This is a genomic window from Paucibacter sp. M5-1, assembly GCF_027498415.2.
GTDB lineage: Bacteria > Pseudomonadota > Gammaproteobacteria > Burkholderiales > Burkholderiaceae_C > Roseateles_E.
This window is the reverse complement of sequence record NZ_JAPZLM020000001.1, coordinates 1,180,026-1,191,531: the sequence shown is the minus strand read 5'-3', so window position 1 is coordinate 1,191,531 and position 11,506 is coordinate 1,180,026. Positions and strand designations below refer to the sequence as shown.

The 11,506-nt window shown below is 67.1% G+C and carries 9 protein-coding genes; 2 read left to right on the top strand and 7 right to left on the bottom strand.

Annotation, left to right across the window (positions count from 1 at the left end; genetic code table 11):
• Positions 1-21: 21 nt before the first annotated feature.
• The 4 genes from O5M90_RS05440 to aat all read right to left on the bottom strand — a co-directional run bounded on the left by O5M90_RS05440 (position 22) and on the right by aat (position 6,436).
• On the bottom strand, positions 22-2,916 hold the full coding sequence (locus O5M90_RS05440; RefSeq protein WP_440401855.1) for a chitinase C-terminal domain-containing protein: 2,895 nt from the start codon (positions 2,914-2,916) through the stop codon (positions 22-24).
• A 104-nt stretch (positions 2,917-3,020) separates the two neighbouring features.
• Complete coding sequence (locus O5M90_RS05435) at positions 3,021-4,670, bottom strand: glycoside hydrolase family 19 protein (RefSeq protein WP_440401853.1); 1,650 nt, start codon at positions 4,668-4,670, stop codon at positions 3,021-3,023.
• A 249-nt stretch (positions 4,671-4,919) separates the two neighbouring features.
• Positions 4,920-5,663, bottom strand: coding sequence for an arginyltransferase (locus O5M90_RS05430; RefSeq protein WP_269840272.1), 744 nt, complete (start codon positions 5,661-5,663; stop codon positions 4,920-4,922).
• Positions 5,660-6,436 (bottom strand): leucyl/phenylalanyl-tRNA--protein transferase, encoded by a 777-nt coding sequence (gene aat / locus O5M90_RS05425; RefSeq protein WP_269840271.1) that lies wholly within the window; start codon positions 6,434-6,436, stop codon positions 5,660-5,662. Before aat ends, O5M90_RS05430 begins: the two co-directional genes overlap by 4 nt.
• 24 nt (positions 6,437-6,460) lie before the next feature.
• Here aat and O5M90_RS05420 point away from each other — a divergent pair, with 24 nt between their 5' ends.
• Entirely contained in the window at positions 6,461-6,808 is a 348-nt protein-coding gene (locus O5M90_RS05420; protein ID WP_137942021.1) for an ArsC family reductase, read from the top strand.
• Positions 6,809-6,823: 15 nt separating this feature from the next.
• On the top strand, positions 6,824-7,534 hold the full coding sequence (locus O5M90_RS05415; RefSeq protein WP_269840270.1) for a riboflavin synthase subunit alpha: 711 nt from the start codon (positions 6,824-6,826) through the stop codon (positions 7,532-7,534).
• Between the two features lie 7 nt (positions 7,535-7,541).
• On the opposite strand, the gene O5M90_RS05410 is transcribed toward O5M90_RS05415, so the two are convergent.
• From O5M90_RS05410 to O5M90_RS05400, 3 genes are read right to left on the bottom strand one after another with little or no spacing between them, the layout of a single operon-like run.
• A complete protein-coding gene (locus O5M90_RS05410; protein ID WP_269840269.1) occupies positions 7,542-8,594 on the bottom strand; it encodes a hypothetical protein in 1,053 nt (350 codons plus the stop codon).
• Between the two features lie 5 nt (positions 8,595-8,599).
• The gene (locus tag O5M90_RS05405; protein WP_269840268.1) at positions 8,600-9,838 is read right to left on the bottom strand and encodes an ADP-ribosyltransferase; all 1,239 of its coding nucleotides are present in this window, start codon (positions 9,836-9,838) and stop codon (positions 8,600-8,602) included.
• Positions 9,839-9,842: 4 nt separating this feature from the next.
• Positions 9,843-11,408, bottom strand: coding sequence for an eCIS core domain-containing protein (locus O5M90_RS05400; RefSeq protein ID WP_269840267.1), 1,566 nt, complete (start codon positions 11,406-11,408; stop codon positions 9,843-9,845).
• Positions 11,409-11,506 lie beyond the last annotated feature (98 nt).

Genomic DNA, 11,506 nt, shown 5'->3' with positions numbered 1-11,506 from the left:
TCCTTGGGTAAGGGAAAGGGCTCAGCGCTTGAGCGTCGAGGTCTTGTTACTGGCAGCGGCAGCGGCAGCGGCCGTGGCCGGCTGGGTGCCGCGGCGGGCTTCCTGGGCCAGGCCGTAGCTCTTGCCGCCGAAGCTCACGACCCAGTTGCTGGGCAGCGGCATCGGCAGGTAGTAGTTCAGCTTGACCTGGACGCTGGCGCCCGGGGCCAGGCTTTGCCAGCCGGGCAGCTTGAAGCTGGCGCGGTGGAAGTCCTTGGCCAGCCCGCCGATGTTGTGGCCGGCCGGATTGGCGCCGCTTTGCACCACCGTCAGGCCGAAGCCGCTCTGGTCGGTCAGGGTGGCCGGGATCGCGGTGGGCACATCGAAGCTGAACTCGGTGCCGCCGGGCAGCGTGCTGCCCGTGCGGTTGGTCAGCGTCAGCGTCGGGTTGATCGGGTAGTTGGCATCGCCGAGCGCAAAGCCCGAGATCGCATAGCCGATGTCCAGCACCTCGGCGGGCAGGGCCGGCTGGCCCGGCGCGGTCAGGGTGTTGCCATAGGGCGTGGCGGTCTTGAACTTGTTGTAGAGCGCGGTCGTCAGCGTGCTGCCCATGCCCCATTCGCCGCGCTGGGCGTTCCAGCCATAGTCGCCGGCCAGCTCCCAGAACATCACGCCGCCGATGCCGCGGTCCGCCACATACTGGGCCTTGACGCCCAGCGACTGCTCGTCCTCGATCGACAGGAAGACCTTCTTCTGCGCGTTCCACAGCCAGGGCGCGACCAGGGTCGGGTCGTAGTGGCGGGCATAGCTGCCGATCAGCTGGTCGGCCGGATTGGTGGCGGGGTTCAGGCCATAGGCGGCCAGATAGCTGCCGGGCCGGCCCTCGGCCAGGTTCTTCAGATGCCACAGCGGGTTGGAGCCGGCCGGCACCTCGCGGTTGCCGACGTCCAGGTCATGCCAGAGGTTGTCGATGCCGACCGCCCCGGCCCCGCATTTCTGCACCGTGCCGCCGCCGGTACCGGCCGGGCACTTGCTCTGGTCGGCCTGGGGCGCCTGGCCCCACAGCCCGTTGGTGCCGCCCACCACATCCTTCCAGCCGCGGCTGTAATAGGGCACGCCGATATTGATGCGGCCCGCCGGCAGCGCGCCGCGGAAGTAGTGATAGGCCCAGTCGGTGTTCAGATAGCCGATGCGGGCGTACTGGGGCGCGGTGTAGTAGCTCCAGGCCTGCAGCTCGGCGTCCTTGCCGTCGTCGTAGAGCGCCGCGTTGGGGCCGACGAACTGGTTCCAGGCCCCGTGCAGGTCGTAGCTCATGATGTTGACGTAGTCCAGATAGGGCGTGATCTGGTGGTTCTCCATGCCGCGCAGCAGATAGGCCGAGGAGGGTGCGGCCACCGTCAGCAGGTAGTGGCGGGCGTCCTGCTGGCCGGCGGCATCGAGCCGCTCGCGCAGGGTCTTCATCAGCAGCACATAGTTCTTCAGCAGATGGGCGCGGCGCGCGTTGGAGATCGCGAAGTCGTCCGGGTTGCCGGCGTCCTTCATGCTGGTCGCGTACTCGTAGTCGATGTCCACGCCGTCGAAGCCGTACTGACGGATGAAGGCCACGGCCGAGTCGGCGAAGGCGCTGATGCCGGCCGTGTTGGCGGTGCCGTCGGCGTTCGTCGTCATCGTGTAGAAGCCGCCGCTGGCGACGCGCTGGCCGCTGGCGTTGAAGAAGCCACCGGTCTCGGCCCAGCCCCCGACCGAGATCATGGTCTTGACCTGCGGGTGCTGCTTCTTGAACTTGTTGAGCAGATTGAAGTGGCCCTTGTAGGCATAGGCCGGGTCCATCTCGGCGCCGGCCACGCCGGGCCAGGTCAAGCCGGTGGCGGCATTGGCCGGGTCGGCGGCGTTGCCGATCGAGACCTTGTGGCTTGCGTCCACATGGGCGAAGGCGTAGTTGATATGGGTCAGCTGGCCCCAGGGGATGCTGGAGGCCAGATAGGCCGGCTGGCCGTTCTTGCCGGTGCGCCAGCTGGTGAAGTAGCCGATCACGCGGCGCGGCTTGTCAGCGCCCATCTTTTCGCGCCCCTGCTCGTCATAGACCTTGCAGTAGGCCGGCGCGGTGCCCGGCGTGGTCGCCAGACCCTCGGGGCGGCAGCGCTCCTCGCCGACCACCTGGCCGCGCACCGTGATGCGCAGGGCGGTGCTGTCGGTGCTGGCCCCCTTGTCGTCGGTGGCGCGGGCGACGATGTCGGCGACGCCTGCGCGGGCCGTCCAGCTGACGCTGAAGGGCGCGCTCGTGTCCTCGGCCACCAGGGCGCCGTTGACATAGAAGCCGACCTTGGCGACGCTGCCGTCGCTGTCGGCAGCGTTGGCCGCCAGGGTCACCGCGTCGCCGGCGGTCGGGCTGGCGCCGGCCGTCGGCGCGCTCAGACCCACGGTCGGTGGCTGGTTGACCGGGCCGCTGGTCACCGTGAGCTGCTGCGCGCGGCTGGCGCTGGCGCCCTTGTTGTCGGTCACGGTCAGCGTGACCGTGTAGCTGCCGGCCGCCGCATACGTGCGGCTGGCGGTGGCGCCGCTGGCCGTGGCGCCGTCGCCGAAGCTCCAGGCATGGGCGGCGATGCTGCCGTCCGGGTCGCTGGAGGCGCTGCCGTTGACGGTCACGCTCAGGCCCTGGACCGCAGCGCTGAAGCTGGCCACCGGCGGCTGGTTGACCGTGCCGCCATCGCAGGCGCCCAGCGGTTTCCAGACATCCCACTGGCCCGAATTGGTGGCCGGCGAGTTGTTCTGGGTCCACCACTTGGCCTGGTAGGCGGCGTTGTTGTGCTTGACGCTCTGGCCGCCGGTGTAGACGGCCGCGGCGCTCCAGTCGGACAGGCTGGCGCAGTCATAGGCGAGGGCCAGGGGGCTGAGGCCGCCGGCCATCAGCATCACGAGTAGCTGGGGAGAACGCATGGGATGACTCCTTGCATGAGGGGAAATGAACGGACGAGCAAGACCTGACCCCTGTGCCTTTCTGGCACGGGGCGGATCGGGTAAGACGGGGCTGGTGTTGCGGGCTAGGGCTGGACGATCACGTCGAAATACTTCTCGACGCAGCGCTGGTAGTCGCCGGGTTTGAGCGCCGAGTAGGCGGTCTGGTAGCCGACCGTCTTGCAGGCAAAGGTCTTGCCCTCCGGCATGTCGGCGCGGTAGGACCAGTCCTGGTCCCAATAGATGTTCAGTGCGCCGGCGCCGCCCACCTCGAAGCGCTTTTGCTGGGCGCAGCCGAGCTCTTCATTGGCGCCGATGGGCACGCCCAGCGCGGCCGCGTGCTGGCGGTAGTAGGCGATGCGGTTGAGCGACTGCGGCTTCTCGGCGCCCTGGCCGCATTCGATGCCGCCGTTGATGATGTTGGTGGTGGCGCCGAAGCCGGGCCGTATGCCCAGCGCCAGGTCGGCCGCATTGGGCTGCCAGCTGCCGTCCAGCACATGCAGCATGCTGGGCTTGGGCGAGGCCGGGTAGACCAGGAAGAACACCGCCGAGGCCAGGTTGAGCCAGGTGTCGGCGACCTGTTCGGGCGCGTTCAGCAGCACCCGCACATCGCCGAACATCGCGTCCGAGAAGGGCCCGTAGTTGAAGCTGTAGGAGAGCTGCTTGGCACCGCGGCCGAAGTACTGCTTGTAGCGGCCCTGGGCGTCCTTGCCGCAGGGCCAGACCTGGGCCTGCCAGGTCTCGGGCCGGCATTCATTGTTGTAGGGGCAGCCGTAGCCGTCCTCGCTGCAGCCCGATTCGCGCAGGTAGTACAGCGCCTGGCGCCACTCGGGGATGGCGTGATTGCGGTCGTGCGCGCCGGTTTCCTGGGTGAAGTGGGCAAACATCGTGGCCAGGGTCTTGCGGCAGATCGCGTCGCTGTCGCGGCCATCGGTGTAGCTGGCGCAGACGCCGCCGAACTTGGCGATGGCCTGCAACAAGCCGGTGTAGGTGTAGGAGGGGTGGCGCAGCGGGAACAGGAACTCCCATTGCGCCGCGCCCAGCAGGCGCTCGACCCGCTTGACGTTGTCCGGGTTGCCGGCCAGGCCCGGCGCGACGGCCGCGACCACGCTATTGGGCCGGGTCGCGACCGAGGCCTTGACCGCGCGGAACAGCGCGCTGTCGGTCAGCGCGGCCTCGCTGGCCAGCAGATCGGCCAGCGCCAGCGTGTACTTGCCGGTGACCGGGTCGCGGGCGATGCTGGAGACGGTCAGGCTGGTGCTGCGGCTGGCACTGGCGCCCTGGTTGTCGGTGACGGTCAGGCTCACCGCATAGGTGCCCGCGCGGGCATAGCGGTGGCTGGGTTTGGCGACCGCCGCCGTGGCGCCGTCACCGAAGTCCCAGCGCCAGGCGCTGATGCTGCCGTCGGCATCGCTGGAGGCGCTGGCATCGAAGCTGACGCTCAGCCGGCTGATCTGGTTGCTGAAACTGGCGACGGGGGGCTTGTTGCCTCCGCCACCACCACCATCACAGCTGCCCAGCAGCTTCCAGACCTGCCAGGGCCCGGCGTTGGTCGCCGGTGCCGCGCCCTGGTTCCACCAGTTGGCGCTGTAGGCGCGGCCCTGGTCGCGGGCCTGCTGGCCGGCGGTGTAGATACCGGTCGCTGTCCAGTCCGGCAGGGGGCTGCAGTCCAGCGCCAGCGCGCTGCTGTTCAGCAGCAGGCCGCACAGGCCCAGCCCCAGGGTTCGCATATCCATGAACGTCTCCCGCGTTCGATGCGCTTGTGACTGCTGCGCAATGGTCTTGACCATAGCCAGGCGCGTGGGCGCCATCGGCTTGCAGCTACAAGAAGCGGACTGCTCATGCCCCCGTAGTGAGACGGACTTTAGATACCAATACGAATGCTGGTATCGTAGTTAACCCTTAATTGGTATGTAAGTTCTGGTAAATTGAAATACCGAAATGAGGCCAGTTGTGCGCATCGCGCCAAGCGGGCGAGGCTGGTATCAGGTCTCGGCGACCTGCCACTGGCCGTCGCGCAGCAGCTCATGCGGACGGAAACGGGCCTTGTAAGCCATCTTCTGGCTTTCGGCGATCCAGTAGCCCAGATACAGGTGGGCCAGACCCAGCTCACGGGCCTGCGCGATCTGCCACAGCACGTTGTAGCTGCCGTAGCTGGCGGCCTCATCGGGCTCGTAGAAGGTGTAGACGGCCGAGAGTCCGTCGCTGAGCACATCGAGGATGGACACCATCTTCAGCGCCCCTTCCTCCTCGCCCGGCGCGGCCGGTGCACGGAACTCGACCAGGCGCGAGTTGATGCGGCTTTGCAGCAGGAACTGGGTGTACTGGTCGATGCTGTCGTGGTCCATGCCGCCGCCCGAGTGGCGGCCGGCCTGGTAGCGCAGATAGAGCTGGTAGTGCTCTTCGCTGAAGCCCAGACGCATCACCTGCACGCTCAGGTCGCCATGCTGCTTCCAGGCGCGGCGCTGACTGCGCGAGGGCCGGAAGGCCGCCACCGGGATGCGCATCGGCACGCAGGATTTGCAGCCGTCGCAGTAGGGCCGGTAGGTGAACAGGCCGCTGCGTCGGAAACCCGCCTCGACCAGGCCCGAGTAGGCGTCGGCATGGATCAGATGGCTGGGCGTGGCGACCTGGGAGCGCGCCTGGCGGTCCGGCAGATAGCTGCAGGGGTAGGGCGCTGTGGCGTAGAACTGCAGCTGCGACAGCGGTAGCTCTTTGGGATGGGTCACGACGTGGCGGGCTTGAGGGTGGTTGAGGCTGGGGCCGATTCTGCCTGCAGCCAGTCCCATAGCGCGGGCCGGAAGACCCAGGATTGTGGGGAGGACTGCCCAACAAACTGCCGCAGATGGGCTTCGAACTCGGACCGAGCCACCTCGGCGGCCCCCATCGAGGCCAGGTGCCGGGTGTTCTGCTGGCAGTCGATCCAGGGGATGCCGTGCTGGCGGCACAGGCAGACCAGGGCCGCCAGCGCGATCTTGGAGGCATCGGTGGCGCGCATGAACATCGATTCGCCGAAGAACATGCGGCCCAGGTTGACGCCGTAGAGCCCGCCGACCAGCTCGCCGTCGACCCAGGTCTCGACGCTGTGCACCGTGCCCTGCGCGGCCCAGCGTGCATAGGCGGCCTGCATCTCGGGCAGTATCCAGGTGCCGTTCTGGCCCTCGCGCGGCGCCTCGGCGCAGGCGCGCAGCACGGCCGGCGTCGCGCTGTCGACGCGGATCTCGCAGCCGGGCGTGCGCACGAAGCGGGCAATCGTCTTGCGCAGCGAACGGGTCAGGCGAAAGTGCCGCGTCTGCAGCACCATGCGCGGGTCCGGCGCCCACCACAGGATGGGCTGGTCCGGCCCGTACCAGGGAAAGATGCCGCGCGCATAGGCGGCCGTCAGCCGCGCCGGGCTCAGGTCGCCGCCGGCGGCCAGCAGACCCGGCGCGTCCGAGTCGGGGCCGAGCGCGCGGGAGGAGGGCGGAAAGTCGAGAGAAGCCTCGTCGAGCCAGTCGATCATGGCTTCATGGTAACTTCCCGCCCCATGATTACTGTTTACGGCATTCCCAACTGCGACACGATGAAGCGCGCCCGCGCCTGGCTGGACGATCAGGGCCTGAGCTACCACTTCCACGACTACAAGCGTGCCGGCGTGCCGCCCGAGCAGCTGCAGCGCTGGCTCAAGGAACTGGGCTGGGAGCGTGTGCTCAACCGTGCCGGCACCACCTGGCGCAAGCTTGACGAGGCGGCCAAGACCGCTGCGGCGGACGCCGCTGGCGCGGCCGCGCTGATGCAGGCCCAGCCCAGCGTCATCAAGCGCCCCATCATCGAATGGGACGACGGCCGCCTGACGGTCGGCTTCTCGGCCGAGACCTTCTCGCGCCATCTTTGAAAGCGACGCACTGATATGTTCACCGGCATTGTTCAAGGCATCGCCGAAGTCGCCGCCATCACCGACAAGCCCGGCCTGCGCAGCTTCTCGCTGGAGTTCCCGCCGGGCTTCTGCCACGGTCTGGAGATCGGCGCCAGCGTCGCCAGCGACGGCGTCTGCCTGACCGTCACCGCGCTGCAGGGCGATACCCGGGCCGACTTCGATGTGATGCAGCAAAGCCTGAACCTGACCACGCTGGCCGGCCTGCGCCAGGGCAGCCGCATCAATGTCGAGCGCGCCGCGCGCGACGGTGCCGAGATCGGCGGCCACCCGCTCTCCGGCCATGTTGACTTCATGGCCACGGTGGCCGAGATCCGCCGGCCCGAGAACAACCATGTGCTGCGCATCGCCGTGCCCGCGCCCTGGATGCGCTACATCTTCGCCAAGGGCTATATCGCGATCAACGGCGCCAGCCTGACCGTCGCCGAAGCTCACCGCGAACCCGGCGGCGCCGGCTGGTTCGAGGTCTGGCTGATCCCGGAAACCCTGCGCATGACCACCTTCGGCGACAAGGAGGTGGGCTCAGGTCTGAACATCGAGATCGAGCGGCAGACGCAGGTTTTTGTGGACACGGTGCGTGAGGCGATCGAGGAGCGGCTGGGGCCGCTGCTGCCGGCGTTGGAGAAGTTGCTGGCGCGGGAGGGGCAGTCCCTGGCGGATCTCGCCGCTCCGCCCAAGCTCGGCTGAGCAGCCCTCATGATCGACTGATCCACTTGATCAGCTTGACCAGATGCACCATCAGGATGGCGATCACCCCGATGGCAAACGGCAACCAGGTCGCCACGGGCACGTTCATCGTGTCGGTGCCGTACTTGGTGCCTGCGATGCCTATCGGTATGGTCATCAGCGACGGTGTCAGCGCGCCCACGGTGTGAAGCACACGTCCGCCCCAGGTCCTGGGGTCGTCCTCGTTCTTCTTGACGTCGTCGGCAATCGCTTTCAGGCCGGCAATGATGATGATGGCGACGCCGGTGAAGAAGGCCGGGCCTTTGCCGGTTGCATCCAGCGTCGTACCAATTGCGGCTGCAAGCAGAGCGCCGATCTCGATCAGCGGCGCGCCGATGCCTGAGACGAAGCGGGCCAGTGTCAGCGGCTTGCGACGCGGGCCGCGGCGCTGCTGTTGATCCTGTCCCTGGTGTTCGCCGTTCTCGATATCGAGAGTGCCAAGATGCAGAGAGGACCTCTTGGTGATCGACTGTGTGTTCGATTGCTGGCGGGGGCTGTCGACGGATTCACTACTGTCCATTGCCAACCCTTCGCCGAGACGCTGGACATTCACGATGGCGCTGTTGGTCGTCTTGATCAGCGACGAGACCTGGGGCAGGCTCAGCGGATCCTGCTGCTGATGCCTGTTGCCGATGTCGATCACCGTGCTGTCCGGTATCGGCATCGTGGGCCGTGTTTCTTCTCCGCTGCCGACCGAGCTTTCGTTCGTCTCCATTGATGAACTCAGCCTATCCTGCTCGTCCTCCCAGCGCTCGCCCTCCTTCAAGACGTAGCCTTCCTCGGCATCGAATCTCCCGAGTGTCTTGCTCACCACCCATCGCCCTTGAATCGGGTTGAGTGTGTATGGCAGGCCGCGACGATTCGGGCCGGAGGCGGTCAGTCGCAGTTGCGCAATCTGCTCGCCTTGCTTTTGTTGCCGCCGCCCGATGGCGGCCGAACTTGCGCCGCCTTGCGGCTGCTGCTCGGCGACCGCTGTATGTGGCCGCCATTTAGGCCTTGAACTGTCGGCGTGCGTTTTCATTGGGCTCAGCCTTCTTCGTAGTCATGGCAGCGATCCGTCTTGCTATAGCCCAGGTAGCGGAAGGTGCAGCCGGCCGGAAAGAGGATTTCCTCCTCCCCGCCGCCATATTCGTCGCCGCCCAGGCTGAGGATCTCGCGCCCTGACTTGTGGCGGCGTATGCGAATCATGTATTGGCTAGGGCCGCGGCCTTTGCCGAAACCCTCGGCGATCGAGCGTTTGCGCGAGGTCGACAGAAAGCCTGGCTCACGATAACGCTCGTCTTGCCGCACCGTGGCCGCCTCGGCGCCACCAATCAGATGGCCGGTGCCGCGCCACAGGTCACCGTCCGAGTAGATCGGACTCATCAGCAGCGAGTTCTGCAGCGATGTGATGGCGGCAGCCTGCTCTTCCGTTGCATCGAGCTCGCGAAGGGGTTTGTTGAAGAAGGCTTCGGCCTTGCCGGTGTCCGGGCTGGTGTAGTCGCGAATGATCCGGGCGTTCGGCACACCCATTTTCGTTGACGAGGTGTCGGTCCGACCCAAGGTCTCGCGCAGGGCTTGCGCACGCTCCCGGCGTTCGTCGGCCTGGAGAATCCGTCGCTGCGCCGCGATGCGCTTATGGGTGGCCGTGACCTCCTGCTGTTGTTGCAGGGGCAATGTCCTGAAGCGAATGCCGACATCGGCTCTCAGCTGACGATCCCATGCGTCCAGGTTCTCGGGCGTTGGATCCTGCTGATAGCGGCGCTCGCGGATCCGGACTTGCGCCAGTGGATGGCCTTGACGCGGCGCATCCTCTTCGGTGCTGCCGCAGCGCTGAAGCACGGGGCGGCCGGGCATGGCGGATTTCGTCTGCTTGGGCTGGCGAGCCTCCAGATCCTGCGGCAGTTCCGCCGGTACGCCGCTGAGCGAGCCATTGGCGAGATTGGCCTGCAGCCCCTGGCGCACACGATCAACAACCTGCTCGATGAAGTCTGCATCACTGCGGGCGCCGGCCGACTTCGGCGCATAGCGGTGTGCGGCCTGGCGCAACCTGGCCTCGCTGTCGCCGGCATGGCGCGAGAACCAGGCCGAGATGTAGGGGCAATCGTCGGCTCCTTGCCCATGCTTTGCCAATTCCTGATCGGCACAGTCATGCACGGCTCGGTGCAAGGACTGCAGGAGCGCCTGCCCGTTCGTACTGCGCGGGTGGTCGAGTTGCAGCGCAGCGACCGGGCCCCGGTCGGCCTTGCTGGATGGTGTCCTGGCGTCGGCTTTGTTGGCGAACATGGCTTCACACGATATTGCCGAGGTCGAAGGCATCGTGGCCAGGTCCGCCGCCGTCCTCATGATCCTGCCCGGGCTGCGGGTTCCCGAGCTCTTTTTTGCAGATCATGATCAGCTTGATGATGCCGTGTATCACGCTGATGGCGATGCCCAGCATCATCAGGACATTGGCCGCCATCCCCGCGTCCTTGTTCTCATCGCCAAGAGCCTTGGCAAGGCCGGCGTAAAGCGCTACCGCCGAGCCGGTGCACTTGAGTAGCGAGGCCAGCATGGACGCCAAGGGCTTGAGGTAGGCGCGCAGGGGCTTGTCCTCACTCTTGATCTGCATGATCGTGTCGAGCTGGGCCACCACATTGGTGGCCTCGCTCAGCGCCCAGGCGCCGGCCGAGATCAGACCGCTCACGGTCGAGAGCTTGCTGGCGTCGGCCAGCGCGCTGATGCCTGCCACCAACCCGTAGACACCGCTGGCAAGATTGAATACACCCGACGCGACGCCGTACATTGCCTCTCGGCGCTCTGCGGCCGTGCCTGCGCGCCCGTGCTCCTTGAGCCCATTGACAAGAAGCGTCAGGCCATTGATGGCGACGCCGGCACCGCCTATCGCGGTCATCGTGCCCGAGGCAATGCTGCTGACGTCCGACAGCAGCCCGCCCATCGTGCCGACCATGTTCGCGGTGTCGCCGAAGGTGCGCCCCCGCGTGGCTTTCTTGCCGATCCGCCGCCCGACGCCGGCCCAGCCACCGGGCTGGCGCTGGCCTTGGGGAGGCTGGGCATCCTCTTCGCCGATATCGATGGCTACATGCGGAGGAGGGTTGTGGACAACGACGGGCGGCGCTTGGCCGCCGCCGGGTTGCCCTTGTGGGGGTGGGCCCTGATGTTGCGGCGGCTGGTGATGCGGTGCTTGTCCTGGGCCTTGCGCGCCGCCACGGCGCCGAGGCGGTGCGACGGGATGGGTGCGCGCGTGGTGGCGACCGATGGCCTCGCGGCGCTGTCGCTCGTCTTCGGGCTTGTGGCGTTTGTGGATCTGCGGCTTGCCACCGCCGCCGCGTCCGCCTTGGCCGCTGCCCTTTTTGTACTGGCGCACGAGTTGCCGAATCAGCCCGCCTGGCTCCTTCTTGAGCTGGACACCGCCTTGCCCCGGCGTCGCCTTCGCACCCTGCCGGCTGGCCTGGGCGCCCATACGGTCAGCCTCCCGCTCCAGCGCCGGACTGTCGTTGACGGCCTGCCCACCGATCTCGGTCGTCGGCTTGACCCGCTGCTGGCGCTGCTGCACGACATGCCAGGCTTCATGGGCCAGGTTGGCGTCCTGACCCGGAGCCAGATGGATGTCCTTGCCCTGCGCATAGGCCAGGGCCGATAGCTGGGCGGGCTTGCCGGAGTTGCGATGCACCCGCACATCCGACATGTCGACGCCCGACAGCGCCTCGATGCCTTGTTGCAGCGACGGCGGCAGGCCATCAGCGCGGCCCTGCTGCGCCGCGCCGCGAAGCTGGGAGATCTGGGTTTGCTGGGCTTGCTGGCGTGGGCTGCTCGAAGGTGCGGCCGGGCCGCTCAGCGCCTGGGGGTGGTCCATGGCCGCCGGCGTTTGCGCTTGCCTGCTGTGATCGGCGTCGAGCCGATGCGCTGTCGTCTTGTCGGCCATGATTTTGCAAGTTCTCTGTTTCAGAAGGG